The sequence below is a fragment of the Pseudomonas sp. microsymbiont 2 genome (assembly GCF_054788395.1).
The window spans coordinates 4,361,453-4,386,654 of sequence record NZ_CM139112.1 but is presented as its reverse complement, the minus strand read 5'-3'; the positions used below and the strand labels follow the sequence as shown (position 1 = coordinate 4,386,654).

Below are 25,202 nucleotides of genomic sequence, written 5' to 3'. Positions count from 1 at the left end.
CCAGGCAGTGATGGGCGGGCCGGACCAGGCCCGCCATTGGTGTTGTCAGGCGGGTTGCTGGTGGGTGGTGACGGAGGTTTCGGCGACGGCCTTGCTGTCTTCGGCCTTGCGCGTCTCGATCACCGAGAAATCCATCTGCCGATAGCGCACGACTCGGGAGCCGGTGACCAGCTTGTGGCCGAACCACATGACCGTGAACAGCACCAGGCCGACGTAGGTGGCGAAGGCGCCGATCCAGTCGATCTGCCCGCCCATGAAGGCCTGGTAGTTCTGCCCGAGCATCACCACCATGCACAGGCCGAAGGCAAACAGCGGTCCGAACGGGAAGAACTTCGAGACGTACGGCAGCCTGGCCAGGTCATGGCCTTGCAGCAGGTAGCCGCGGCGGAAGCGGTAATGACTGACCGCGATGCCCAGCCAGGCGATGAAACCGAGCATGCCGGAGGTGTTCAGCAGCCACAGGTAGAGCTTGCCGGGGCTGAACAGGAAGCTCAGCAGGCACAGGCCGGCGACCGCTGCGGTGGCCAGCAGCGCCCAGACCGGCGTGCCGCTGCGGGTCACGCGGGCGAAGATGGCGGGCGCCTTGCGTTCCCGAGCCAGGCTGTAGAGCATGCGCGAGGAGGCGTACATGCCCGAGTTGCCGGCGGACAGCACCGAAGTGAGGATCACCGCGTTCATCACCGCGGCGGCGGCGAGCATGTCGGCCTTGGCGAAGATCAGCGTGAACGGGCTGATGGTGATGTCGGACAGGCCGTCCTTGAGCAGTCGCGGGTCGGTGTAGGGGATCAGCAGGCCGATCACGATGATGGTGAATACGTAGAACAGCAGGATCCGCCAGAAGATCTGGCGCACGGCCTTGGGAATGTTGCGCCCGGGGTTGGTCGTTTCGCCAGCGGCGATGCCGACGAACTCGGTGCCCTGGAACGAGAAGCCGACGATCATTGCCACGCCGATCAGCGCCGGCAGGCCGCCGGCGATCGGCGCGTCAGCGATCTGCCAGAGGTGGCTGCCGCCGTCCTGGCCGCCTTCGAGGATGCCCAGCAGCATCAGCACGCCCACGGCGATGAAGATGATGATGGTGACGACCTTGATCAGGGCGAACCAGAACTCCGCCTCGCCGAAGAAGCGTACCGACGCGACATTCAGGGCGAACAGCAGCGCCAGGAAGGCCGCGCTCCAGATCACCCCGGGCGTATCCGGGAACCAGTAGACCATGATGATCTGCACGGCCACCAGGTCCACGGCGATGGTCACGGCCCAGGAGTACCAGTAGTTCCAGCCCAGGGCGAAGCCGAAGCTTTCATCCACGTAGCGCGAGGCGTAGGTGGAGAACGAGCCGCTGACCGGCATGCAGGCGGCCAGTTCGCCGAGGCTGGTCATCAGGAAGTAGACCATCAGGCCGATCACCGCGAACGCCAGCAGCGCGCCGCCGGGGCCGGACTGGGCGATGGTGGCGCCGGAGGAGACGAACAGGCCGGTACCGATCGAGCCGCCGATGGCGATCATGTTCAGGTGGCGGCTGGTGAGGGTGCGCTTGAGGTGTCCGGAAGCTGGAGGTGCGCCAGTCGAACTGGCGTCGTGGTTCGCATGGGTCATGGGCAACCTGCTGATCTGCATTCAAGTGAGTTGTTGTTCTTGTTGTGTTCTGACCACTTCCAATTGCAGGGAGGGCGAGCGCGGGATGAGCGCCGGCCTGCCAGCGGTTTCTCCAGGACCGTGGCGGTGGTGATTGCATTGATAGAGATCAGTATTGGCCTGGAAAGGCGCGGACAACAAACGACCATTAATCGTCACATCATTCCTTTTTGGAATGATATTTTTCGTCGTTTTGGTGGGGTATTAAGCGCACTCTATAGCGCGATGTTTGCTTGTTGTCCTTATTTTTAAGGTGCCTGTTCTCGTCTATTTAGACATTAATATCGTCTTTTTGTCTTGTTTGGCTGTGTGCCAGATAATGTGTTCGGAAAAAAATTCATCAATATGCGCGCAAAAAAAGCCGATATCTGATTGCTCGGATATCGGCTTCGACGTTGTTGCGGCCTGTGGTCGGCGCGGGCGTGGTGGAGGGCTTAGCCCTCGTCGGGGTGGGGAGCGTCGTTGCTGGCGGTACGTTGTTCTTTCTCGGCCTTGTCCATCGGCAGCTTGTCGAATTCACGCAACCCGTTGCTGGCGTAGGGGTCGCCGATCCAGCGCGGGCCGGCGACGAATTGTGGGTTCACCAGGCTCTTGGCTGGTTCGTAACCGTCATAGCTCAGCCCCGCCAAGTCGGAAAGGGTGTGGATGAGGTGCGAGCTGCTGTAGGCCCGGTTGACCATCGAGCGAAGGTCCCGGGGAGCGCTCGCCTGCCAGCTGGACGAAGTCCAGAGCAGGAACGGGATGGTGTACATCGGCCGCGTGGGGTCGGCCTCGTTGCGGCCCAGGCGGTCATGGTTGCCCGAGTTGTAGACATCCTCGCCATGGTCGGAGAGGTACAGCAGGAAACCGTTCGGGGTGCTGGCCGCGTACCGCTTGATCAGGTCGGAAACGACGAAGTCGTTGTAGCGTACCGCGTTGTCGTAGAAGTTGTAGGTTTGCAGCTGGCTGGGCGTCAGTGTCGGCGGCGCGCCGTTGCCATCGTTGAAGTGGGCGAACTCTGCCGGGTAGCGGTAGCGATAGTCCATGTGGGTGCCCAGCAGGTGGACGATGATCAGCTTCTTCGGCGCAGCGTCGCGCAGGGCCTTTTCGAAGGGCGCCAGCACCACGCTGTCGTACTGGCTGGCGTTCTGGTTGCGCTGGTTGTTCAGGTAGACCGGTACGTCCGTCTGCTGGGAGAAGGTCGTGAGCATGGTGTTGCGCTTGGTCATCGTCTGTTGGTTGGTGATCCAGAAGGTCTTGTAGCCGGCCTGTTTCATCAGGTTGATCAGCGACGGTTCGCTGAGAAAGCGATCAGGGTGCTGTTCGTCGCCGAAGGTGAGGATCTGCTGCATCACTTCGATGGTGTAGGGGCGCGGCGAGACGACGTCGCGGAACACGGTGAGGCGCTTGTCGCTGGCGGCCAGGGCGTCGAGGTTCGGCGTGGTGTCGCGGTCGTAGCCATACAGGCGCATGTGTTCGCGGGTGGTGGACTCGCCCAGCACCAGCACCAGGGTGCGCGGGGCATCGCCGCTGCTGTCCTTGAGATTCTGCAGCGGTGGCAGGGCGGCGTTCTGCTGCAGCAATGCCTGCATGCTGTCCAGTTGCTGGCGGTATTGCCGGTAGCCGACCACCAGTTGCCATGGCACCGCAGCGGCCATGCGCTGTTCGACCTTTTCCTGGGCATCGGCGAAGTTGCGCTGTTGGCCGACCATCTGTTTGTAGAAGGGGTAGCCCAGGGTCGCCAGCAACAACAGGGCGACCACTGGCAGGCGGCCGTACAGTGGCAGGGTGACCGGGCGGATGCGTTTGAACAGCAGTACGGCGACGATGCTGTAGAGCAGCAATGCCAGGCCCAGCCAGATGCTGAAGTACTGGCTGAAGTATTCGCTGGCCTCGGTGGTGTTGGATTCGAACATCACGAAGATGACGCTTTGCGAGAATTCCTGGTGGTAGATGGCGAAGTAGCTCAGGCCGACCAGGGAGCTGGCCCAGAGCACCAGGCCGATCAGTGCGGCGAGCGGGCGGGTCAGGCGTGGCAGCAGCAGTATCGGTGCCAGCCACAGGCTGCTGAGGACGAAGGCGTCGCGAAAGCCGGCGAAGCCGGTGGTGCCGCTGAACAGCAGTAGCGCTTGGGTGATGCCGGAGAAGTACCAGAAGAACAGCACAAGCCAGCCGAGGCCGGCCCAGTCGATGGATTCGCGAGCGGGGGGAGTTGTGCGTGACACGAGTGCCTCGGGGAGCGGTTGTCTGCTGGATTGGTTGGCGGGCGACGCTAAAGGGGGCAACGTGAAAAGATCGTCAACAATTCATGAAAGTCTCGGGGCGGCTGACGAGTGAGATCCGAATAAGCTGCTCTTGATGTTTGCTCTTGATGTTTGCTCTTGATGTTTGCTCTTGATGTTTGCTCTTGATGTTTGCTCTTGATGTTTGCTCTTGATGTTTGCTCTTGATGTTTGTTCTTGCTTCTAAGTGCGCGATAGTTCAGGCAACACCAATTGCGACTTCAGGAGGCCGAGTGGAGTTCTTGCGGAGGGAGGTGACGGGCATGGATGCCCGTCAAGCGCTGCGCCCCAGGATGGGGCGTTCAGCGCGGTCCTCCCGGGAGCAAGAACGGAGCGAGGGAACCCCGGAGCGAAGCGTAGGGGCCGGATGATGGAGCGCAGCGTTTTTTGGTTACTTTTTGTCGCGTTTGACAAAAAGTGACCCGCCGTAAGGGCGGAAGGGTGACTATGCGTCGGCATCGCAAATGAATGCGCATATAACTTTCAATACAGACTCTTTAAAAGTCAAAGTCAAAGTCAAAGTCAAATGCGGTCGGCGTGGGTTTCTACAGCTGTAAGCGCATTCATTTACGATGTCGACGCATAGTCACCTTTCCGCCCTTACGGCGGGTCACTTTTTGTCAAACGCGACAAAAAGTAACCAAAAAACGCTGCGCTCCATTCATCCGGCCCTACGCTTCGCTCCGGGTTCCCTCACTCCGGCCTTGCTCCCGGGAGGGCCGCGCTGCAGGGCCCATCCTGGGCCCCAGCGCTTGACGGGCATCCATGCCCGTCACCTCCCTCCGCAAGGCCTACGTTCGGCCTCCTGAAGTCGCGAAGTAACGGGCGGCGCCTGGGCTGGCGCAGCTGACGCTAGTTGATAGTGAGGTTGAACATGCGATTGCCAAGATCAAGATCAAGATCAAGATCAAGATCAAGATCAAGATCAAGATCAAGATCAAGACATGGTTAGACTCGGAACTGCTCCATCAACACCTGCTGCTGGTTGGCCAGCCGATTAAGTGCCTGGCTGATCCGCGCCGATTCATCGGCCTGCCCGGACAGCGACTCCGTCACATCACGGATCCCCGCCACGTTGCGGTTGACCTCCTCGGCCACGGCGCTCTGCTCCTCGGCAGCCGAGGCGATCTGCAGGTTCATGTCGGTAATCACCGCCACCGCCTCGCCGATGCGCTGCAGCGCCGGCAAGGTCTGCTCCATCTGCGCCGCACTGTCCTGGGCCTGACGCTGGCCGGCATGCATGGCGCCAACCACGTCCTGAGTACCTTGCTGCAGACCTTCGATGACCTGGCGAATTTCTTCGACCGAGACCTGCGTGCGCTGGGCCAGGTTGCGCACCTCGTCGGCCACCACCGCGAAACCACGCCCGGCCTCGCCAGCCCGGGCCGCCTCGATCGCGGCATTGAGCGCCAGCAGATTGGTCTGCTCGGCGATGGCACGGATCACCTCGAGCACCGAGCCGATCTGCTCGCCACGGCTCTCCAGGGCGCGCGCCTCATCCATCGCCGCGTCCATGCCGCCGGCCAGCTGGTCGATCGCCGTGCGGGTCGCGGCCACCAGGGCCAGGCCATCGCGGGTCGCCTGGTCGGCACCCCGCGCCGCCTGGGCTGCCTGGGCGGCGTTGTGGGCTACATCGTGCGCGGTGGAGCTCATCTCGTTGGCGGCGGTAGCCACCTGCTCGATCTCTCGATGCTGCTGCTGCATGCCGTCGCTGGTCTGGCTGGCGATCAGCGCCGACTGGTCGGCGGTGCCACGGGCTTCCTGCAGCGAACCCTTGAGCTGGGCGATCACCGGTTGCAGCTTGTCGAGGAAACGGTTGAACCAGCCCGTCAGTTGGCCCAGTTCATCGTCACGGGCGTAGTCCAGGCGCCGGGTCAGGTCGCCTTCGCCACTGGCGATGTCCTCCAGCCGCGCGGCCACGGCGAGAATCGGCCGGGTCACGCCGCGTGCGGTCAGCCACACCAGTAGCAGGCCCAGCACTGCGGCGCCCAGGCCGATCAACAGGCTGGTGAGGTTGGCGCTTTGGTTCTGGCCGTCCAGCCTCTGGTTGAGGGCGACGGCGGGCGCCTGCAAGACCTGCTCGGGTAGCTCCAGCAAGACCTGCCATGGCGCCGCGCCGGGAATCGGCGCGAAGGGGCGGGAAATGCGCATGGTGCCGCCGTCCAGGCGCTCGAGTGCCTGGCCTGCGCGCAGCGGGGTACCCAGACCGCTGGCGCCGAACGCCTGCTCCACGGTCTTGCTCAACTGGCCGGCGTCCTGGCTATGTCCGGCCAGCAATCCCGACGGGCTGACGATGCTGACCTGGCCCTGGCCATCGAACAGTTCCTGGCGCCCGGCCAGGCTCAGCTGCTGCAGGTTGTCCAGGCCGATGTCCAGGCCGACCACGCCGACCACCTTGCCGTTTTCCAGCAGTGGCAGGGCGATGCTGGTCATCAGCACCTGGTGGCCATTGACCTCGTCGAAGTAAGGATCGAGCACGCAGGCCTTGGCGGTTTCCAGTGGGCAGGTCAGCCAGCGGTTGTAGGGCGAACCATTGGCGCCGATGCTGGTGTCGGCGAGCATCGATTCGGGCATCGCCTCGCTTTCGAGGGCGCCGGTGCTCGGCTGCGACCAGTACAGGGAGAAGCGCCCGCTGTCGTTGCTGCCGCGCTCGGCCTGGCCCGCGAAATGCGCATCCTGCTGATCCAGGGCGTTGGGCTGGAACACCAGGTACAGGCCGATCAGGTCGGCGTTGCCGCCCAGGGCGGTGCGAGCTTCGCGGGTCAGCTCGTCGCGCAGCTGCGCGCCTCCGCGGGCCTTGAGCGCCTGCACCAGGCGGGCGAAACCGTTGCCGTACTGGTAGGCATCCATGAAGTAGCGCTGGATGCGCAGGGCCTGGGTTTCGCCCTGGGCCTGCAGGCGCAGGCGGGCGCTCCGGTCGAGCAGCGCGGTGTTGGCCTGGAACACTTGCTCGGCACTGTGCCGGGCCTGGGTCAGCGAGGTGGTGACCAACAGGGCGACGATGGCCAGTAGGCACAGGCCGGCGAGCAGGGTGATCTTCCACTGGATGGAGAGACTTCGCTGCGACATGGGCGTTTCCTTCTCGGGCAAACAGGACGCCCGCGGTCAGGCGGGCGTCGGCGGGGTTAGTCGGCGATGCAGTTCGGTGGCGCGATCCTGAAGGCCTTGGTCAACCAGGCCAGGTAGAACACCCCCAGCAGGGCCCAGGCGCCGCCGAACAACAGCGAGTGCTGGTTCAGGTCCAGCCATAGCGAGACGATGATGCAGAAGCCTATCGTCGGCAGCACCAGATACTTGAGGTTGTTCGTCAGGCCCTTGTTCTGCCTTTCGCGCAGGTAGCAGTGGTTGATCACCGACAGGTTGACGAAGCTGAACGCCACCAGCGCGCCGAAGTTGATCACCGAGGTGGCGGTGACCAGGTCGAAGAAGATCGCCGACAGCGAGATCAGGCCGACCACGACGATGTTCAGCACCGGGGTCTTGTAGCGCGGGTGCAGGCGGGCGAACACGCCGGCCGGGATCACATTGTCGCGCCCCATCACGTACAGCAAGCGCGACACGCTGGTCTGCGAGGCCAGGCCCGAGGCGATGGTGTTGATCACCGTGCAGGCGATGAACACCGACTGGAACAGCTTGCCGCCGACATACAGGGCGATTTCCGGCAGGGCCGCCTCCTGGTCATGGAAGCGCGCCATGGTCGGGAAGTAGGCCTGGATGAAGTACGACACCAGGATGAACACCGCGCCGCCGATCAGCGCGGTGAGGAAGATCGCCCGTGGGATGGTCTTGCCCGGGTCGCGGGTTTCCTCCGACAGGCACGTCACCGCGTCGAAGCCCAGGAACGAGAAGCACAGGATGGTCGCGCCGGCGGCCAGGGCGGCGAACTGGGTCTGCTCATCGGCGAAAGGCACCAGGCTCCAGGCCGTGCCCAGGCCCTCGCCATGGTCCAGGCCACGCCAGCACAGATAGATGAACACGGCGATGATCGCCACCTGCACGGCCACGAACAGCAGGTTGAAATGCGCCACCAGGTTGACGCTGCGCATGTTGATCAGGCTGATCAGGGCGACGAAGCCGACCACCCACACCCAGGCCGGCACCTCGGGGAACATCGCCGACAGGTACAGCTTGGCCAGCAACGCGTTGACCATGGGCAGCAGCAGGTAGTCCAGCAGCGACGACCAGCCCACCAGGAACCCCACGTGCGGGTTGATGGCGCGCTGGGTATAGGTGTACGCCGAGCCCGACTGCGGGAAGCGTCGTACCAGGGTGCCATAGCTCACGGCGGTGAACAGGATGCCGGCCAGGGCCAGGATGTAGGCGCTGGGTACGTGCCCGGCGGTGATGCCGGAGACGATGCCGAAGGTGTCGAACACGGTCATCGGAGTGAGATAGGCCAAGCCGATGATCACCACGTGCCAGAGGCGCAGGGACTTGTGGAACTGGGCATTGCCGGAGGCGCTGTGATCAGGCTGCATGCGGGCGATGCTCCTGGATCAGGACGGCGGGCACGGCGTGGCGCGGGCGCGACAGGGGCGAGCGGGTGGGCTCCATGTTGTTCACCTTTTATGTTGGAGCTGCGAAGTGCGCGGTTGGGCGCTGGTGTCAGGGCTGGCAGGGCCGAAGCGAGGAAGGCGGCGCGTGGGGGCTGGGTCGGACAGGCATGATGGCGGCGCGTTTTTCTTCTTCGTGGCGTGGGCGCATGCAAGGTGGGAGAGATAGAAAACGATGGTCAAATGAGTGTCAAGTTAAACATGACAAGGTGTTCGGTGTTTGAGTGAAAAGTCGGTTTTTATGGCTGTTATGCAGTGTTTATGGCCGATTTGTCGGCGTATTTTTCGATTTTTGTGTTCGTAAAAATTTACGATGGAGACCATCCAAATGAAAGGCTGCAAGGTTTAGGACAGACACCTCCAGACGCAGAAAATCTCGACGAATACGCCGCATGGCCTTGGGGGGCAATGGTATTCTTGGCGCCTTGCGCGCCGACCTCCGCGGTTCGCGTTCTCGCCCCTCTACGGACAGCAATCGGTTCTATTCATGAAGAAATCAGTAGGCATCCTCTCCGGCCTGGCCGTCGCCATCGCCGTCGCAACCACCGCTGGCGCCTGGTACACCGGCAAGCAACTGCCCGCCGAGCTCGAACGCTCCATCGCCCGAGGCAACGAAGAGCTGAAGAAGGCCATGGTCGGCAACGGTGGCAGCATGACCATCGAACTGGTCTCGCTGGAACAGCGTTTCTTCACCAGCACCGCGCACTACCGCTTCAAGGTCGAGAACGTGCAGGTCGGCGAAGCCGAGAAACTGAACTTCGAGGTGGGCGCGACCGACCAGATCGAGCACGGTCCGTTTCCCTGGTCGCGGGTCAAGGCGTTCAAGCTGATGCCAGTGCTGGCCACCAGCAACAGCACGCTGGACAAGGATGACTTCACCGCCGCCTGGTTCGCCGCGGCGGGCGACAAGCCGCCGGTCACCAGCCAGGTCAGCCTGGGCTACGACGGCAGCGTCGACAGCGATATCCGCCTGGCGCCGGTCACGCTCAAGGAGGATGGCGCCAACGTCCTGGACTTCTCCGGCCTGCAACTGCAGCTGCGTGGCGATCGCGATGGCAAGGCGGTGGAGATTCACAGCAACGCCGAGCGCCTGGAACTGAGCTTCGTCGACGAGCAGCAGACGCCGGTGAAGATCCTGCTCAACGGCTTCAAGGCGGGCGGCAAGCTCAGCGAGACCGGCCATGACATGGTCTACGTCGGCAACTTCGATCTGGCCCTGGCCAACACCCAGGCCACCTTTGGCCCCAAGCAGGAAACCCTGGTGCTCAAGGGCCTGCAACAGAACAACCTGTACAACGCCGAGGGCGAGGCCAAGGACAAGCTGGCCGGACGCCTGGAATACAAGGTCGACGACATCAGCTACGCCGGGCGCAAGGTCGGCAGCGCCGAGATGGTGCTGACCATGAAGTCCATCGACATCCCGGCCATGCAGGCCTTGATGGAGTGGTACCAGACGCGCATGCCGGAAATCCAGCAGGCCGCCGCCCAGGGCGAGGCCGTGCCGTCGCTTGACATGACGCCCGAAGAACAGGCCAAGGTGCAGGGCGACCTGCAGCGACTGCTGGTGGCCAAGCCCCAGGTGGCGGTGGAAAAGCTGGCGTTCAAGACCGCCAATGGCGTGAGCCAGTTCGACCTGGCGATGGACTTCGCCAATCCGACCTCCTTCGACCTGCCGGCGGACCAGTTGGGCAAGCAACTGGTCACGCAACTCAAGGCCAAGCTCAGCGTCTCCAAGCCGATGGTCGCCGACCTGGCTACCCTGCAGGCGCTGCTCGATGGCGAAACCGATGCCCAGGCCATCGCCCAGCAGTCCAGCCAGGCCGGCGAGATGGTCGGCATGATGGCGCTGCAGAGCGGCATGGCCACGGTGCAGGGCAGTGACGTGGTGTCGAGCCTGCACTATGCCGATGGCATGGTCGACTTCAACGGCAAGAAAATGACCGTCGAAGAGTTCGCCATGCTGATCAGCGGCCACCTGGCGGCACTCCAGCCGCAGGGTTGATTGCTGGCTCGCGGTCCCTTTCGCGGGGCAAGCCCGCTCCCACGAAGTCGCCATGACTTGGATGGTTTCGTGGGAGCGGGCTTGCCCCGCGACTGCATTGGGGTGGCCAACGTAAAAACCCCTTTTGCATCCCTCCGATTGCCTGTAGCCTTCGCGTCCGATAAGAATCCGCGCCCGCAGAGGGGTCGAGACGCTGGCCGTCCGGCACCATTAGCCGATCTGCCAGGGCCGGGTGATACACTCGACTGACGCGCCCAGGCGCCCCGCAGGTCCAGCGATCATGACCCAGATTTCCGAACGCCTGTTGGTTCAGGCCCACCTCGATGCCAAGCAGCCCCATCCGCTGACGCCCGAGCAGGAGGCCGATTACCGTGCGGCCATCGCCGCCGAGCTGAAGAAGCAGAATGCCGTGCTGGTGGCCCACTACTATTGCGACCCAGTGATCCAGGCCCTGGCCGAGGAAACCGGTGGCTGCGTCTCCGACTCGCTGGAGATGGCGCGCTTCGGCAAGAACCATCCGGCCGAGACGGTGGTGGTGGCGGGGGTGCGCTTCATGGGCGAGACCGCGAAGATCCTGACCCCGGAAAAGCGCGTGCTGATGCCGACCCTGGAGGCGACCTGCTCCCTTGACCTGGGCTGCCCGGTGGAGGCTTTCTCCGCCTTCTGCGATCAGCATCCCGAGCGCACCGTGGTGGTCTACGCCAACACCTCCGCCGCTGTGAAGGCGCGCGCTGACTGGGTGGTGACGTCCAGCTGCGCGCTTGAGATCGTCGAAAGCCTGATGGACAACGGCGAGACCATTATCTGGGGGCCGGACCAGCACCTGGGGCGCTACATCCAGAAGCAGACCGGTGCCGACATGCTGTTGTGGGACGGTGCCTGCATCGTCCACGAAGAGTTCAAGTCGCGCCAGCTGGCCGACATGAAGGCGTTGTACCCGGACGCGGCGATCCTGGTTCACCCGGAGTCGCCGGAAGCGGTGATCGACCTGGCCGACGCGGTGGGTTCCACCAGCCAGTTGATCAAGGCGGCGCAGACCTTGCCGAACAAGACCTTCATCGTCGCCACCGACCGCGGCATCTTCTACAAGATGCAGCAGCTGTGCCCGGATAAAGAGTTCGTCGAGGCGCCGACTGCTGGTAATGGCGCGGCATGCCGTAGCTGCGCGCACTGCCCGTGGATGGCCATGAACACGCTGGAACGCGTGCTGGATTGCCTGCGTCAGGGCAGCAACGAGATCTTCGTCGAGCCGGCGCTGATTCCCAAGGCGATCAAGCCGTTGAACCGTATGCTGGACTTCACCCAGGCAGCGCGCTTGAAGTTGTCGGGTAACGCCTGACGCTGTTGCCTCTGTAGGAGCGGCTTCAGCCGCGATGCAGGCACCGCGGTGTCTGTCACCCGCTTGGCGGGTAATCGCGGCTAAAGCCGCTCCTACAGGGCGATCGGTGCTGGAGCCTAGCGCCCCATCATCTCCTTGACCATCCGCTGCTGCTCCATGATCTCGCGCTGGCGCTGGTCGATCTGCGAGGCCAGCGGGAAGTTGCTGCCAGCACGGCGTTTGGCGTAGTCAAGCTGCTGGATCGCCTGGTCGAAGTCGCCGACCAGGGTGAAGTATTCGGCACGGGCGCGGTGCAGGCCGATGGTGTTGCCCGACAGGCCACGCACTTCAGCCACGTCGTACCACACATCTGGATCGTCCGGTCGGCTCTTGACCAGATCATCCAGCACCTTTTCCGCCTCGGCCGGCTTGCCCTGCTTGATCAGCAGGTCGGCGCGCACCTGTTTCAGCGGATAGTTGCCCGGATACAGCCCTTGCATGCGCTGGGCGCGTTGCTGGGCGTCGGCCAGGCGGTTGTTGGTGATGTCGAGGTCGATCTGCGCCAGGTTGTAGGTGATGTCGTTGGGCGCCTTGGTCAGCAGCGGCTTGAGGTTCTCCCGCGCTTCGTTGAGCTGGCCGCCCTTGATCTGCGCCAGGGCCAGGCCATAGCGCGCGGCGTCCATCTGTGGGTTCTCGTCGAGCTGGGCACGGAAGCGCTTGGCGGCAAGGCCCGGAGTGCCTTCATAAGTCAGTGCCACGCGGGCGCGGATCAATTGGTAGCGCAAGGTGTCCTCGGTGCCATCCTTGCGGGCTTGTTCGGCGCGGTTGCGGGTGTCGGCGATACGCGATTCGGTGACTGGGTGAGTCAGCAGGAATTCCGGCGGCTTGGCGTCATAGCGGTACTGGCGCGCCAAGCGCTCGAACATGTTGGGCATGTTGCGCGGATCGTAGCCGGCCTTTTCCAGGTTGAGGATGCCGATGCGGTCTGCTTCCTGTTCGTTCTGCCGGGAGAAGCGCCGCTGCTCCTGGATCGCCGCGGCCTGGGTGCCGGCAATGACGCCGATACCGGCATCGCCACCGCCACCGGCGGCCAGCACGATGCCGGCCAGCAGTGCGGCCATCATGGGTAGTTGCATGCGTTGCTGGGCTTCGACGCCCCGGGCGAAGTGACGTTGCGACAAGTGCGCCAGTTCGTGGGCCAATACCGAGGCGTACTCGCCTTCGGTCTGGGCGTTGAGGAACAGGCCGCCGTTGACCCCGATGATGCCGCCGGGCGCGGCGAAGGCGTTGAGTTCCTTGCTGTCGATGAGGATGAACTCGAGGCGGCGGTCCTGTACCTGGCTGGTCTCGGCCAGCTTGTACACGGTGGTCTCGACGAAGTCCTTGAGCTGCGGGTCGTTCAGCTGGTTGACCTGACCCCGCAGCAGGCTCAGCCAGGCGCGGCCGAGCTGGTGTTCCTGCTGCGGCGAGACGATCGCGGAGCTGGCGTCGCCCAGTGACGGCAGGTCGTCGGCGTGGCCGGGAAGGGCCATCAGGCAGGCCAGCGTCAGCAGGGTGGGGCGCAGTAGATTCATGCAGAAGCTCGCGTCGGTCAAAAGGCTTACTGTAGCCGGGTCGCGCGATGCAGACCAGTGGCGCTATCCTACGGGACTTTTCTGCCCCGCCCCGGAGACATGCCTGATGAGCGACACCCCGACCTGCGACGCCGAACTCGACGCCAGCGGGCTGAATTGCCCCCTGCCGCTGCTCAAGGCCAAGATGGAACTCAACCGCCTGGCCAGTGGCGCGGTGCTCAAGGTGATCGCCACCGATGCCGGTTCGCAACGCGACTTCCGCACTTTCGCCCAGCTTGCCGGTCATACGCTGCTACGCGAAACGGCCGAAGCTGGGGTGTACACCTACTGGCTGCGCAAGGCCTGAGTCTTTTTCCAAGGATCGTCAATGTTCAAAGTGCTACGCGACTGGATGCAGCGCTACTTCTCCGACGAGGAGGCGGTGGTGCTGGCGGTCCTGCTGTTCCTGGCCTTCACGGTGGTACTGACCCTGGGCGGCATGCTCGCGCCGGTGCTGGCCGGCATGGTGCTGGCGTTTCTCATGCAGGGCCTGGTCAATGCCCTGGAGCGCCTCCGGGTGCCGACCCGGATCGCGGTATGGCTGGTGTTCGCCTTGTTCATGGGCGCGCTGGCGGTGTTCCTGCTGGTACTGGTGCCGCTGCTCTGGCATCAGTTGATCACCTTGTTCAACGAGTTGCCGGGCATGCTCGGCAAGTGGCAGTCGTTGCTGCTCCTGCTGCCGGAGCGCTACCCGCATCTGGTGTCGGACGAGCAGGTGCTGCGCGCCATCGAGTCGGTGCGCGGTGAGATCGGCAAGTTCGGCCAGTGGGCGCTGACTTTCTCGCTGTCGAGCCTGCCGCTGCTGGTCAACGCCATGATCTACCTGGTGCTGGTGCCGATCCTGGTGTTCTTCTTCCTCAAGGACCGCGAGCTGATCGGTCGCTGGGTCAGCGGCTATCTGCCGCGCCAGCGCAGCCTGCTCAACCGGGTAGGCGACGAGATGAACCGGCAGATCGCCAACTATATCCGCGGCAAGGGCATCGAGATCCTGATCTGCGGGATCGCCACCTATATCGCCTTCATCAGCCTGGGGCTCAACTATGCGGCCTTGCTGGCGCTGCTGGTGGGGCTGTCGGTGGTGGTGCCGTATGTCGGCGCGGTGGTGGTGACGGTGCCGGTGACGCTGATCGCGCTGTTCCAGTGGGGCTGGGGCGACCAGTTCATCTACCTGATGGCGGTGTACGCGATCATCCAGGCGCTCGATGGCAACGTGCTGGTGCCGCTGCTGTTCTCCGAGGCGGTGAGCCTGCACCCGGTGGCGATCATCTGCGCGGTGCTGCTGTTCGGCGGGCTGTGGGGGTTCTGGGGGATCTTCTTCGCGATCCCGCTGGCGACGCTGTTCAAGGCAGTGCTGGATGCCTGGCCACGGCAGGACAGGTCTGTGGCGCCGATGCTGTAGTTTTGGGGCTGCTTTGCAGCCCTATCGCGACACAAGGCCGCTCCTACAGGGATCGCGTTCCCCTGTAGGAGCGGCCTTGTGTCGCGAATGGGGCGCAAAGCGCCCCCAGCGCCCTCAAGCCTTGTTAAGGTTTTGGGCTGCCGCAAGCACGGCATCCACATGCCCCGGCACCTTCACCCCACGCCATTCCTGGCGCAGCACACCGTCCTTGTCGATCAGGAAGGTGCTGCGGTCCACGCCCAAATACTCCTTGCCATACAGCTTCTTCAGCTTGATCACGTCGAACAGCTGGCACAGCGCCTCGTCCTTGTCGCTGATCAGCTCGAAGGTGAAGCCCTGCTTGGCCTTGAAGTTCTCATGGGACTTGATGCCATCGCGCGACACACCGAACACCACGGTGTTGGCGGCCTGGAACGCCGCATGCTGGTCACGGAAGCCCTGGCCTTCGGTGGTGCAGCCCGGGGTGCTGTCCTTGGGATAGAAGTACAGCACCACCTGCTGGCCCTTGAGTTCGGCGAGGCTGACGGCCTGGCCGCTGGTGGCCTGGGCCTGGAAATCGGCGACGGGTTGGTCGAGTGCTACGGCCATGGGAGCTTCCTTACATAGGGTTCTGTGGGCGCCACGGTTCGATCAGCGCGTCCAGGTTCAGGGCGTCGGCGAAGTCGAGGAACTGATCGCGCAGCCAGCTGATCTGGGTGCCGGCCGGCAGGATCACGGTGAACTGGGCGTTGAGCATGCTGCTGCCGGTCTGCGGCGCGAGGTAGGTGTCGCAGGTCATCGCTTCGAGCTCGACGCGGTGGTCGAGGAAGAACTGGCACAGCTCGTTGATGATGTCCGGGCGATAGGCGGCGCTGACGTAGGCCACATAGGGCAGGGCCTGCGGGCGCACTTCCTGGTCGGCGCTGCGCACCACGTCCAGGGTCAGGCCGTGCTTCTTGCCCAGGCCTGGCAACGTGGCTTCGAGGCGGGCCAGGGCATCCCAGCTGCCGCCGACCTGCAGCACCAGGGCGCTGGTCTCGCCGTGGCGCGACAGGCGCGAGGTGACCACCGCGCAGCGGTTGTCGAAGGCCGCGCGGCTGAGAACGTTGGCCAGTTCCATGGGGTTGGGGCCCAGGGCGCTGATGACGAGGAATTGTTCGCGAACGGTGGGGGTGGACATGCAGCATTCCTAAAGCGATGAGCGGTCGGTGCAGGACGGGGGCAAGCCTCCTTTGTCAGCAGGGCCCTGGCCGGTTTTGGCGGCTGTGGACGCAGGCCGGGAGCACTGTCGACGGCCCGGCGGGCCGGACTGCACCGATCAAAGGATCAAGGGTAGCGAAAACCGGCGCGAAGGGGAATGCTCCGCCCGCCTGCTTCGCTTGTGCAAGGCCGATGGCGCCAGTACCATTACCGCTCTCTTTTTCCGGCAGGAGCAGTTTCATGATTGCGGGCAGTATGGTGGCATTGGTCACACCCATGGATGCACAAGGGCGTCTGGACTGGGACAGCCTCGACAAGCTTGTAGACTTCCATCTGGAAAAGGGTACCCATGCGATCGTCGCTGTCGGCACCACCGGTGAATCCGCGACCCTGGATGTCGAGGAGCACATCCTGGTGATCAAGCACGTGGTCGAGCGGGTCAAGCACAGCAAGAAGCGCATCCCGGTGATCGCCGGTACCGGTGCCAACTCCACTGCCGAAGCCGTGCACCTGACCAAGAACGCCAAGAATGCCGGCGCCGACGCCTGCCTGCTCGTCGTGCCGTACTACAACAAGCCGACCCAGGAAGGCCTGTACCAGCACTTCAAGCACATCGCCGAGGCCGTCGACATCCCGCAGATCCTCTACAACGTGCCCGGCCGCACCTCCTGCGACATGCAGGCCGATACCGTGATCCGCCTGTCGACGGTCAAGAACATCATCGGCATCAAGGAAGCGACCGGCGACCTGGTCCGTGCCAAGGCCATCCTGGACGGCGTCGACAAGGACTTCATCGTCCTCTCCGGCGACGATCCGACTGCCGTCGAGCTGATCCTGATGGGCGGCAAGGGCAACATCTCGGTCACCGCCAACGTCGCCCCGCGCGAAATGGCCGACCTGTGCGAGGCCGCCCTCGAGGGCAATGCCGAGAAGGCCCGCGCGATCAACGAAAAACTCATGCCGCTGCATAAAGACCTGTTCTGCGAGGCCAACCCGATCCCGGTGAAATGGGCACTCGTCGAAATGGGCCTGATGCAGCAGGGCATCCGCCTGCCGCTGACCTGGCTGAGCGAAGGCTGTCACGAAAAAGTCCGTACTGCCTTGCGCCAGTCCGGCGTACTGGTTTAATCGAGGAAGTACACCGCATGAAGCGACTGGCTGGTCTTTCCGCTCTCGCCCTGATCATTTCCAGCACCAGTGGGTGCGGCTGGCTGTGGGGCGAGGATGGCTATTTCCGCGACCGCGGCAGCGATTACCTGCAGGCGCACCCGACCGCGCCAATGCAGCTGCCGCCGGACGCCAGCAACGTCAAACGCCTGGACCCGCTGCTGCCGATCCCGCGCAACGTGGCCGACGATCGCGCCACTGGCGAGTTCGAGGTACCCCGTCCGCAGCCGCTGTCGGCCAGCGCCGACGTCAGCGACTATACCTTGCAGCGCAGCGGCAGCAGCCGTTGGGTGCTGGCCCAGCATGCGCCGGCCGAAGTCTGGCCGGTGGCTCGCCAGTTCTTCGAGGACAACGGTTTCCGTATCGCCGAAGAGCGCCCGCAGACCGGCGAATTCAACACCACCTGGCAGCGCTTCGACGAACTGTCGGCCTCCCTCGGCCAGCGTCTGGCCAGCGCCTCCAGCAGCCCGGACAGCGAAGTCCGTGTGCGGGTGCGTATGGAACCCGGCGTGCAGCGCAACACCTCCGAGGTGTATGTGGTCACGGTCGAGCGTCCGGCCGGCAGCAGCGCCGAGCCTGATTTCCCATCCAGCGCCAGCAACAGCGGCGCCGATGCGCTGCTGGTCGACGAGATGCTGGCCAGCATGAACCGCAGCGCCGAGAAGGGCGGTTCGGTATCCCTGCTCGCCGCTCGCGATTTTGATGCCCCGAGCCAGGTCAGCCTGAGCGAGGACGGCAGCGGCAACCCGGTGCTGTACCTCGGTTCCGACCTGGATCGCGCCTGGTCCGGCGTCGGCCGCGCCCTGGAACAGGGCGAGTGGCGCGTCGAGGACATCAACCGCAGCCTGGGCCTGTACTACATCAACCTGTCCGAGAAGCCTGACGACAAGCAGAAGGAGCCTGGCTTCTTCAGTCGCCTGTTCGGTAGCGAGCCGTCCAAGGAAGAGCGTGAAGCCCGTGCTGAACGCTACCAGGTACGCCTGAGCAAGGTTGGCGAGAACGTCCAGGTGACCGTCGAGAAGAACATCAACACCGTGGCCCCGGCCGATGTGGCCCGCCGCGTGCTGAGCGCGATCCAGGACCGTCTGGGCTAAGTGCGCTTCGCGGTTCTCGGAAGCGGCAGCCAGGGAAACGGCACGCTCATCGCCAGTGGTGACACCTTCATCCTGGTCGACTGCGGCTTTTCCCTGCGCGAGACCGAGCGGCGCCTGGCGCTGCTCGGGGTGTCGGCCACGCAACTGAGCGCGGTGCTGGTGACCCATGAACATGCCGACCACGTGCATGGGGTGGGGTTGCTGTCGCGCCGCTACAATGTACCGGTCTACCTCAGCCAGGGTACCTTGCGCGGGCTGCGCAAGCCGGTTGAAGTGGCCGGTTTCATCGGTTGTGGCGACGTGCTGCGCATCGGCGAGCTGGAGGTCAGTGCCTCGCGGGTCGAGCATGACGCCTACGAGCCGTTGCAGTATGTGATCAGCGATGGTCGCCGCCGCTTTGGCATGCTGACCGACCTGGGCAGCTACGACAGCCATCTGTTGGCGCGCTACCAGGATCTGGATGCGTTGCTGATCGAGGCCAACCACTGCCGCGACCTGCTGGCCCGTGGGCACTACCCGCGCTTTCTCAAGCTGCGGGTCGGCGGCAGCCAGGGACATTTGAACAACCACCAGGCCGCGAGCCTGGTGGCCGAGTTGGGCTGGCAACGCCTGCAGCACCTGGTGCTGGCCCACCTCAGCAGCAAGAACAACCTGCCACACCTGGCCCGCCAGTGCTTTGTCGACGCCCTCGGGTGCGACCCGGACTGGCTCCAGGTGGCCAACCAAGATCAAGGGCTCGACTGGCGCCAGATCGCCTAGCCCACCTACTCAAGCAAGCGGAGCCCATCATGGAAAAACGCGACGAACTCTACCGCGGCAAGGCCAAATCGGTTTACAAAACTGACGACGCCGACCGCTTGATCCTGCTGTTCCGTAACGACACCTCGGCGTTCGACGGCAAGCGCATCGAACAACTCGACCGCAAGGGCATGGTGAACAACAAGTTCAATGCCTTCATCATGCAGAAGCTCGAAGAAGCCGGCGTGCCGACCCAGTTCGACAAGCTGCTGGGCGACAACGAGTGCCTGGTGAAGAAGCTCGACATGATCCCGGTCGAGTGCGTGGTGCGCAACTACGCTGCTGGCAGCCTGGTCAAGCGCCTGGGCGTGGAGGAGGGCATCAAGCTGGAGCCGTCCACCTTCGAGCTGTTCCTGAAGAACGACGAGAAGGGCGACCCCTTCATCAACGAATCCCATGTTGTCGCTTTCGGCTGGGGCACCGCCGAGCAACTGGCCGAGATGAAGAAGCTGTCGCTGAAGGTCAACGAAGTGCTGAGCAAGCTGTTCGATGACGCGGGCCTCTTGCTGGTCGACTTCAAGCTGGAGTTCGGCGTGTTCCACGGCCAGATCGTCCTGGGCGACGAATTCAGCCCGGACGGCTGCCGCCTGTGGGACAAGGAAACCCGCAAGAAGATGGACAAGGACCGCTTCCGCCAGGGTCTGGGCGACGTGATCGAAGCCTACGAAGAAGTCGCCAAGCGCCTGGGCGTGCCGCTGTAAGCGGCGCGTTCACGCAAGCGCCTGATACCACGCGAATTTTTTTCAAAAAAGGTTTGCCAGAAACGAAATCGCTGGTATGATGCGCGCCATTGGAGAGATGCCGGAGTGGTCGAACGGGACGGATTCGAAATCCGTTGTACTGGCAACAGTACCTAGGGTTCAAATCCCTATCTCTCCGCCATATGCGAAGTAGTCGAAGCCCCCGAAAACGTTGAGTTTTCGGGGGCTTCGTCGTTTTGGGTATCTGGCTAGGGCGAACGCCTGTACGGGCCGCATTGAACGTCAGGACGAGGCGCTCGATCAAGTGCCCCTTCCATGCTTGGGTGCTAGCACCAAAAGAGCACCAAAAGCAAAAGGGGACGGATGGGCCTGTTCCGTGACAATGGACGCCAAGAGGCTGGCTATTGAGCCGCCTTCCTCAAGCCTTTTGCATATTCGTTCGGTGAACGATAGCCCAGTGCTGAGTGCAGTCGGCTGCTGTTGTAAAACCCGTGGATGTAGCTTGCAACTGCCAGGTGGTGGGCACTGAATGTTCAGGAGGCGGGGGGGTAGTTGACTTCTGCTGTGAAATCCCAGGAGGCAACGGAGCAAGCCGAGCGCTATTCAGTGCCCTTTGGGCATTTCGCAGGTAGATACAAAAAGCGCGCAGGCCCTTTGTGTATGGGGCTTGCGCGCTTTTTCTCGTCAATACCCCAGCACGATTGGTGTATGTGCTGTTTATTTGCTGAGAAGAGGCAAAGTGAGGGGTGGGGAGGATATAGGTCGTCAACTCAGAGTTATTCACCTTCGGAGATGGTGCCGAGTGCAGCTAGTGCGGCTCGGCATAAGAGGGGGGCAAAGCCCTGATCAATTTGTGTGTCGTGTCAATCTAGTATCACCGCGCTGAATTATGCGATGATTCCAAGCCTACTCAACAGGCATCCTGTTGAACACAACATAACCACCGAGCTTTGATGAGTGCAACACCTAGATAAAGAGGTTCCCTTGAGACGGAATAGCATGGATTTCAGGCGCGATATTAATGGATTGCGAGCCTGGGCCGTAGTTTTTGTAATCCTCTATCATTTTGGAATTCCTGGGTTCGGCGGCGGATTCGTTGGCGTGGATATATTCTTCGTCATCTCAGGATATCTGATGGCCGGAATTATATTTTCTGAGCTTCATGAAACGACGCTGTCGAATGGGCGCGGTTCTTTTTCACTGCTGCGATTCTATTATTCCAGGGCGAAGCGAATTATCCCGCCACTCCTCGTTCTCTGTCTTGTACTTATCATTGTAGGCTGGTTCCTACTCTCCCCGACTTACTTTAAAATGCTCGGGAAGCACGTCGTTTCGGCTATATTATTCGTCTCTAACTTCGTTTTCTGGGGGGAGTCTGGATATTTTGACTTGGCCTCGCACGACAAATTGCTGCTGCATACTTGGTCCTTGTCCGTAGAGTGGCAATTCTACTTAATTCTCCCTGTGGTCATGCTGATTTCATGGCGCGTACACCCGCGCCGCAATACTTTGATTGCAGTGCTCGGGTTCGTATTTTTGCTGTCTCTGGCATATTCGATTTTCATTACCCCCAAGCAGACTTCTGAGGCATTCTACTTACTTCCCTCCAGAGCCTGGGAAATGACAGTTGGGGCCCTTGCGTATCTCATCGCAAACAGGTTTCACCTACCAAGCTGGCTCAAAAGTACCTTTGAATACTTAGGGTTCAGCCTAATTATTGCCTGCCTCGCCGTGTTCAGTAAGGATACCCTGTGGCCAAGTTGGCACGCATTAACTCCAGTAATTGGCACGGTGCTGGTTATACTCGCAGGTCGCCAGGACTCAATGTGGACGGGTTCAGCTATTGCTCAAAGGTTGGGAGACTGGTCCTACTCCCTTTATCTCTGGCACTGGCCGTTTGTGGCTGCGCTTTACTATCTGCTGCGCCAGAACCAGCCCGCCGCAATCGCTACCGGACTCGCTTTTACCTTGGCGCTCGGCTGGCTCTCCTATCGTCTAGTGGAAAATCCTGCGCGAAAGAGATTATCACGCATCAGCATTCCCTCCGGGCTTGGAGCCATATGTGCCGCGGTGACCATATTGGCATTTGCAGGCTGGCTGGTGCAGACACAACCAGGGCTTTATAAGAAATTCCCTCCGGAAGCGCTGGCCGCTTTCGAAGAGGCGAAAAACAGAAATCCACGTTTCACTGAATGCCATGTCAACGGACTAACACCTGTACCTGAATGCAGGTATGGCGGTGACCAACTAGGCGTTATCGTCTTAGGGGACAGTCATGGCGAGGCAATGATCCGCTCAATCGAAAAGGCACTGCCAGAAAAGAATTTATACGCACTGGATTGGACTTACAGCGGATGCCCAACCATCGCTGGTATAAAAGGTAATGACTCCAGTTATCGCTGTGGCGAAGTGGTCAAGCAGTTCCTGATAAAGCAAAAGTCGCTGCCTGCACACGTACCTGTCGTTCTGATCAGTCGAATGTCTGTCTATCTATTTGGGTTCAATGAGGTTGATCGACCTCTTGATGCAGGCGTGCCGAATCTTTATCTGACCAAGCCTTACCCGGCGCGTAGCCCCGAGTTCCTGCAGGAAATGCGAGAAGGCTTAATCAGCACTGCATGCGAGCTCGCAAAGAGTCGCCCGGTGTATATGGTTCGCCCCACTCCAGAAATGATGGTCAACGTTCCGCTTGCCATGGGACGCGCGCTGCTGTTGGGTAAGGCTAGAGATGTCGCGGTATCAGTGGATGAATATCACAGGCGAAATGCTTTCGCTTGGGAGACCCAGGACATGGCAGCAAAACAATGCGGAGTCAAGATTCTCGACCCTACGCCCTATCTCTGTGATGACAAGAACTGCATGGGCGGCGTGAACGGGCGCCCCATCTATTTTGACGACGACCACCTGAGCGAGCGGGGAGGAAACCTGCTGATTCCGATGTTTCGCAGCATCTTTAATACCGCAGACTTCGCCAAGCAGTAAGCAACCCGCCGTCGCACCTGGTGCGGAGAACGGGGATTGAAACAGGGGGGGCACAGATCAGGCTGCTATGACATTTGGGAGCCTGGGCACGACCGAGTTTTAGGGCGGATTTAGGGCAAAAATGGGGCCGCATTGGGCCGCGATGAGCCATTGTTGACGTGGCGATTGTCAGTGTTTACCGCCCCAAAGCGGCTTGATGCGCAAGGCGGACGGGTTCAAATCCCTATCTCTCCGCCGTACATGAGAAGGCCCCGAGATGAAAGTCTCGGGGCTTTTTCATTGTCCCTCTTTTTTGCAACGGCTTCGCCAATAGCCGGCATTGGCGTCTGGGCATCAAGCGCGCAAAGAACTGGAGGCAGCAGGAAACCGCTAGCGTCATCCGCTGCTGGCAACCTGCCACGATTTGCAGCTGCATCACGTGTCATAGAGAATCGCGACCTTTGTTTGCGTAAGGATGCGTGCAATGAAGTTCGAAGGGACTTTCCAATACATGGGCAACCACGGGATCGTCTTCAACGTCTCGCAGATCACCCTGACCGACAGCTCGCGCGGGCGCCTGCGCGAGCTGCATTTCGGCGAAGCGAGAAGCGCCCATTACGAGGTCAACAGCAAGGTTGTCGAGACGTACGACAGGATGTTGGCCAAGGGGCTTCCCTGTGTGATGAAGATCGGCATCTCCAAGCCGCTGACCCGCCAGCAGGGCGATACCCTCAATGCCCAGCGCACCAAGGTTGCCAACCTCGCCGCCTCGGCGTTCGCCGCTGCCACCAGTTCTGTAGCATCGCCCTACGTTGGTGTGCCGGTGGGCGCTGGGGTACGTGCTTATGCCAATGACGTCCTGCCCACCTATCATGCCGGCGATGTGCTGGTCAGCATCGAGGCGCAGGTCAATGGCGGCATCGGGCCGCAGCACACCACCTCGACCCTGATTATCAAGACCTGAGGGAGGCGTCTGTGTCCGAAATTATCTATGCGGTCATCGCCCTGGTGCTTTACGGCCTGCTGGATCGGTTTCTCAGGCCTTACCCGCTGCGCAAGTGGCTTGGGGTGGTGTTGGTGGTGATCGGTGTTGGCGGTTGCATCGTTGTCAGCCAGGCCCGTTTGTTCGGGTTGGACCTGGGATTGCTGTCGGTGCTTGCCACGGGGGTGGGCGTGGGCCTGTTCGTGAGGCGGCGACGATTCGAACAGGTTGCTTGATGCGATAAAGATCCTTGCCGGTATCTTGGCTGAGGTTTTTCGAGGTGTTCGACGTTAGCGTTGCAGCGCCTTTCAGATCGAGCGCCGCCCGCGCGGCGCATCGCGACGCAAGGCCGCTCCTACATCTGTTTCGGGCCAGTCAATCCTGTGCCATTACCTCGTCCGCCTTGTTGGTCCGACGCGGTTTCAGTGTGGGCACCACTGGCGCCTCACCTGTCTCAAGACAGGCACCAAGGCGGGCAACCATGGCCTGACAGGTTCGGCACGTTGCAACAAATGTAGGAGCGGCCTTGCGTCGCGATGCGCCGCGCGGGCGGCGCTCGATTTGGTAGGCGCTGCAAGGGGCGCGGCGGACACCTGGTGGCCTTCACTCGGTCAATCGCTCTCGCGCCCAAAGATCTTGAAATGCAGGCATCCTGGCTAAAAGCCCCATAGTTCGCGTTACGGGGCTTTCTGCATTAAACAGCAGGGCCATTCGTTCAAGGCTTTTGCGATTCTTGGGTATGAACGCTCCAGTTCAAGAACGCCGGGGTCGCTTTGCGACCCTTTCGCGACACAAGGCCGCTCCTACAGGGTGCGCGGTAGCCTGTAGGAAGGGGGCGATCTGCGCGAACTACGCCAAACTGTAACGTTTTAGCAATTAGTTCAATACGCTTAGTTACCGTGCCGACAACTTGTTAGTTGACCACCGTCAACGAGTGCAACTGTACTAACGCCTTTCGCTCACACCCCCTTTTCCCGTATGATCCGCGCGCCATCAGTGTGATGGTGGATCATGGATTATAAGGATTGTTATGAAAAAGCTGATCAAAGCTACTGTCGCTGTTGCTGTCGTTTCGGGCGTTGCCCTGCTGTCCGGCTGCACTGGCCAGGTCTACAACCAGCCTAAGAACTGCTCGTACGACTACCTGTTCCACCCATCGGTTTCCATCTCCAAGATCATCGGCGGCTGCGGCCCGATCGATAAACTGCCCCAGCAGCAGTAATCTTGGAAATACCCTGATCGGGTCGCTCGCGGCCTGATCCAAGACCCCCGGCCATGGATGTGGCCGGGGGTTTTTGTTTTTAGGGCGTGGCGGCTTGTCGCGTGGCAACCTGTCGTCTTGACGCCCCGGCCCGCGTTTGTTTGTGCTGGCAATTCGGTTACAATCCGTAAATCGTTTCAGCCTTGTCGGTCAATCCGACCAAAGGCTGGCACGTCCAATGTCTCTCTGGCTGCTGAACAATGATCACAACAAGCCTGCGCTGAAGAACATGGAAATCCGGGCCAGCCACAGGCCCACCCTCCGTTCTACTGACTGGA

General features: G+C 61.8%; 19 protein-coding genes, 1 tRNA gene and 3 pseudogenes. 14 read left to right on the top strand and 9 right to left on the bottom strand.

All coding sequences use genetic code 11. The annotated features are described in order from the left end of the window. Positions 1–45 precede the first annotated feature (45 nt). Complete coding sequence (locus ACYUME_RS19710; protein WP_460416428.1) at positions 46–1,596, bottom strand: amino acid permease; 1,551 nt, start codon at positions 1,594–1,596, stop codon at positions 46–48. Between ACYUME_RS19710 and ACYUME_RS19705 the strand changes: the two genes are divergently transcribed. Then, positions 1,588–1,887 (top strand): hypothetical protein, encoded by a 300-nt coding sequence (locus ACYUME_RS19705; RefSeq protein WP_460416426.1) that lies wholly within the window; start codon positions 1,588–1,590, stop codon positions 1,885–1,887. The genes ACYUME_RS19710 and ACYUME_RS19705 overlap by 9 nt on opposite strands. 182 nt (positions 1,888–2,069) lie before the next feature. Here the strand turns inward: ACYUME_RS19705 and ACYUME_RS19700 are convergent, their stop codons facing one another. From ACYUME_RS19700 to ACYUME_RS19685, 4 genes and pseudogenes are all read right to left on the bottom strand, one after another. Then, positions 2,070–3,839, bottom strand: coding sequence for a phosphoethanolamine transferase CptA (locus ACYUME_RS19700; protein WP_460416425.1), 1,770 nt, complete (start codon positions 3,837–3,839; stop codon positions 2,070–2,072). Between the two features lie 1,005 nt (positions 3,840–4,844). After that, a pseudogene (locus tag ACYUME_RS19695) lies at positions 4,845–5,354 on the bottom strand (methyl-accepting chemotaxis protein); the annotation flags it as partial. Between the two features lie 396 nt (positions 5,355–5,750). Then, positions 5,751–6,746 (bottom strand): annotated as a pseudogene (locus ACYUME_RS19690) (PDC sensor domain-containing protein); the annotation flags it as partial. A gap of 275 nt (positions 6,747–7,021) precedes the next feature. Then, positions 7,022–8,374, bottom strand: a complete 1,353-nt coding sequence (locus tag ACYUME_RS19685) for an APC family permease (protein WP_279885110.1) — start codon at positions 8,372–8,374, stop codon at positions 7,022–7,024. A gap of 562 nt (positions 8,375–8,936) precedes the next feature. On the opposite strand from ACYUME_RS19685, the gene ACYUME_RS19680 reads away from it, so the two are divergent. Both ACYUME_RS19680 and nadA read left to right on the top strand, forming a co-directional pair. Next, positions 8,937–10,451: a YdgA family protein gene (locus ACYUME_RS19680; RefSeq protein WP_279885112.1), complete on the top strand. Its 1,515-nt coding sequence runs from the start codon at positions 8,937–8,939 to the stop codon at positions 10,449–10,451. Between the two features lie 280 nt (positions 10,452–10,731). After that, positions 10,732–11,790, top strand: a complete 1,059-nt coding sequence (gene nadA / locus ACYUME_RS19675) for a quinolinate synthase NadA (protein ID WP_460416423.1) — start codon at positions 10,732–10,734, stop codon at positions 11,788–11,790. 116 nt (positions 11,791–11,906) lie between these two features. Here the strand turns inward: nadA and ACYUME_RS19670 are convergent, their stop codons facing one another. After that, the gene (locus tag ACYUME_RS19670; protein ID WP_460416421.1) at positions 11,907–13,343 is read right to left on the bottom strand and encodes a M48 family metalloprotease; all 1,437 of its coding nucleotides are present in this window, start codon (positions 13,341–13,343) and stop codon (positions 11,907–11,909) included. Positions 13,344–13,449: 106 nt separating this feature from the next. On the opposite strand from ACYUME_RS19670, the gene ACYUME_RS19665 reads away from it, so the two are divergent. Continuing rightward, the gene (locus ACYUME_RS19665) at positions 13,450–13,689 is read left to right on the top strand and encodes a sulfurtransferase TusA family protein (RefSeq protein WP_011535136.1); all 240 of its coding nucleotides are present in this window, start codon (positions 13,450–13,452) and stop codon (positions 13,687–13,689) included. 21 nt (positions 13,690–13,710) lie between these two features. After that, positions 13,711–14,781: an AI-2E family transporter gene (locus ACYUME_RS19660; protein WP_460416419.1), complete on the top strand. Its 1,071-nt coding sequence runs from the start codon at positions 13,711–13,713 to the stop codon at positions 14,779–14,781. Between the two features lie 114 nt (positions 14,782–14,895). Here the strand turns inward: ACYUME_RS19660 and ACYUME_RS19655 are convergent, their stop codons facing one another. Then, positions 14,896–15,369: a peroxiredoxin gene (locus tag ACYUME_RS19655; protein ID WP_279885122.1), complete on the bottom strand. Its 474-nt coding sequence runs from the start codon at positions 15,367–15,369 to the stop codon at positions 14,896–14,898. Positions 15,370–15,379: 10 nt separating this feature from the next. Further along, complete coding sequence (locus tag ACYUME_RS19650) at positions 15,380–15,940, bottom strand: glycine cleavage system transcriptional repressor (RefSeq protein ID WP_028692994.1); 561 nt, start codon at positions 15,938–15,940, stop codon at positions 15,380–15,382. A gap of 260 nt (positions 15,941–16,200) precedes the next feature. On the opposite strand from ACYUME_RS19650, the gene dapA reads away from it, so the two are divergent. The 5 genes from dapA (at position 16,201) to ACYUME_RS19625 (ending at position 19,901) form a co-directional block, all read left to right on the top strand. Beyond that, positions 16,201–17,088 (top strand): 4-hydroxy-tetrahydrodipicolinate synthase, encoded by an 888-nt coding sequence (dapA, locus tag ACYUME_RS19645; RefSeq protein ID WP_279885125.1) that lies wholly within the window; start codon positions 16,201–16,203, stop codon positions 17,086–17,088. Positions 17,089–17,105: 17 nt separating this feature from the next. Continuing rightward, complete coding sequence (gene bamC, locus ACYUME_RS19640) at positions 17,106–18,221, top strand: outer membrane protein assembly factor BamC (protein WP_279885126.1); 1,116 nt, start codon at positions 17,106–17,108, stop codon at positions 18,219–18,221. Further along, positions 18,222–18,980, top strand: coding sequence for an MBL fold metallo-hydrolase (locus ACYUME_RS19635; RefSeq protein ID WP_279885128.1), 759 nt, complete (start codon positions 18,222–18,224; stop codon positions 18,978–18,980). A 29-nt stretch (positions 18,981–19,009) separates the two neighbouring features. Continuing rightward, on the top strand, positions 19,010–19,720 hold the full coding sequence (purC, locus tag ACYUME_RS19630) for a phosphoribosylaminoimidazolesuccinocarboxamide synthase (protein WP_004375217.1): 711 nt from the start codon (positions 19,010–19,012) through the stop codon (positions 19,718–19,720). Positions 19,721–19,811: 91 nt separating this feature from the next. Continuing rightward, a tRNA-Ser gene (locus ACYUME_RS19625) sits at positions 19,812–19,901 on the top strand. Positions 19,902–20,121: 220 nt separating this feature from the next. On the opposite strand, the pseudogene ACYUME_RS19620 reads toward ACYUME_RS19625, so the two are convergent. Further along, positions 20,122–20,220 (bottom strand): annotated as a pseudogene (locus tag ACYUME_RS19620) (hypothetical protein); the annotation flags it as partial. 499 nt (positions 20,221–20,719) lie between these two features. Between ACYUME_RS19620 and ACYUME_RS19615 the strand changes: the two are divergent. The 4 genes from ACYUME_RS19615 (at position 20,720) to ACYUME_RS19600 (ending at position 24,885) form a co-directional block, all read left to right on the top strand. Further along, positions 20,720–22,702: an acyltransferase family protein gene (locus ACYUME_RS19615; RefSeq protein ID WP_460416417.1), complete on the top strand. Its 1,983-nt coding sequence runs from the start codon at positions 20,720–20,722 to the stop codon at positions 22,700–22,702. Between the two features lie 463 nt (positions 22,703–23,165). Next, positions 23,166–23,645, top strand: coding sequence for a hypothetical protein (locus tag ACYUME_RS19610; RefSeq protein ID WP_460416416.1), 480 nt, complete (start codon positions 23,166–23,168; stop codon positions 23,643–23,645). A gap of 11 nt (positions 23,646–23,656) precedes the next feature. Next, a complete protein-coding gene (locus ACYUME_RS19605) occupies positions 23,657–23,899 on the top strand; it encodes a hypothetical protein (protein WP_460416415.1) in 243 nt (80 codons plus the stop codon). A gap of 794 nt (positions 23,900–24,693) precedes the next feature. Continuing rightward, a complete protein-coding gene (locus tag ACYUME_RS19600) occupies positions 24,694–24,885 on the top strand; it encodes a DUF4223 family protein (RefSeq protein WP_023630554.1) in 192 nt (63 codons plus the stop codon). Positions 24,886–25,202 lie beyond the last annotated feature (317 nt).

What these genes read in the sequence shown, in the direction of transcription:
- bamC (WP_279885126.1), top strand. Translation starts at nt 17,106, where the DNA reads ATGAAGCGACTGGCTGGTCTTTCCGCTCTCGCCCTGATCATTTCCAGC.
- dapA (WP_279885125.1), top strand. Translation starts at nt 16,201, where the DNA reads ATGATTGCGGGCAGTATGGTGGCATTGGTCACACCCATGGATGCACAA.
- purC (WP_004375217.1), top strand. Translation starts at nt 19,010, where the DNA reads ATGGAAAAACGCGACGAACTCTACCGCGGCAAGGCCAAATCGGTTTAC.
- nadA (WP_460416423.1), top strand. Translation starts at nt 10,732, where the DNA reads ATGACCCAGATTTCCGAACGCCTGTTGGTTCAGGCCCACCTCGATGCC.
- ACYUME_RS19685 (WP_279885110.1), bottom strand. Translation starts at nt 8,374, where the DNA reads ATGCAGCCTGATCACAGCGCCTCCGGCAATGCCCAGTTCCACAAGTCC.
- ACYUME_RS19660 (WP_460416419.1), top strand. Translation starts at nt 13,711, where the DNA reads ATGTTCAAAGTGCTACGCGACTGGATGCAGCGCTACTTCTCCGACGAG.
- ACYUME_RS19670 (WP_460416421.1), bottom strand. Translation starts at nt 13,343, where the DNA reads ATGAATCTACTGCGCCCCACCCTGCTGACGCTGGCCTGCCTGATGGCC.
- ACYUME_RS19615 (WP_460416417.1), top strand. Translation starts at nt 20,720, where the DNA reads ATGGATTTCAGGCGCGATATTAATGGATTGCGAGCCTGGGCCGTAGTT.
- ACYUME_RS19665 (WP_011535136.1), top strand. Translation starts at nt 13,450, where the DNA reads ATGAGCGACACCCCGACCTGCGACGCCGAACTCGACGCCAGCGGGCTG.
- ACYUME_RS19610 (WP_460416416.1), top strand. Translation starts at nt 23,166, where the DNA reads ATGAAGTTCGAAGGGACTTTCCAATACATGGGCAACCACGGGATCGTC.
- ACYUME_RS19600 (WP_023630554.1), top strand. Translation starts at nt 24,694, where the DNA reads ATGAAAAAGCTGATCAAAGCTACTGTCGCTGTTGCTGTCGTTTCGGGC.
- ACYUME_RS19710 (WP_460416428.1), bottom strand. Translation starts at nt 1,596, where the DNA reads ATGACCCATGCGAACCACGACGCCAGTTCGACTGGCGCACCTCCAGCT.
- ACYUME_RS19680 (WP_279885112.1), top strand. Translation starts at nt 8,937, where the DNA reads ATGAAGAAATCAGTAGGCATCCTCTCCGGCCTGGCCGTCGCCATCGCC.
- ACYUME_RS19705 (WP_460416426.1), top strand. Translation starts at nt 1,588, where the DNA reads ATGGGTCATGGGCAACCTGCTGATCTGCATTCAAGTGAGTTGTTGTTC.
- ACYUME_RS19650 (WP_028692994.1), bottom strand. Translation starts at nt 15,940, where the DNA reads ATGTCCACCCCCACCGTTCGCGAACAATTCCTCGTCATCAGCGCCCTG.
- ACYUME_RS19655 (WP_279885122.1), bottom strand. Translation starts at nt 15,369, where the DNA reads ATGGCCGTAGCACTCGACCAACCCGTCGCCGATTTCCAGGCCCAGGCC.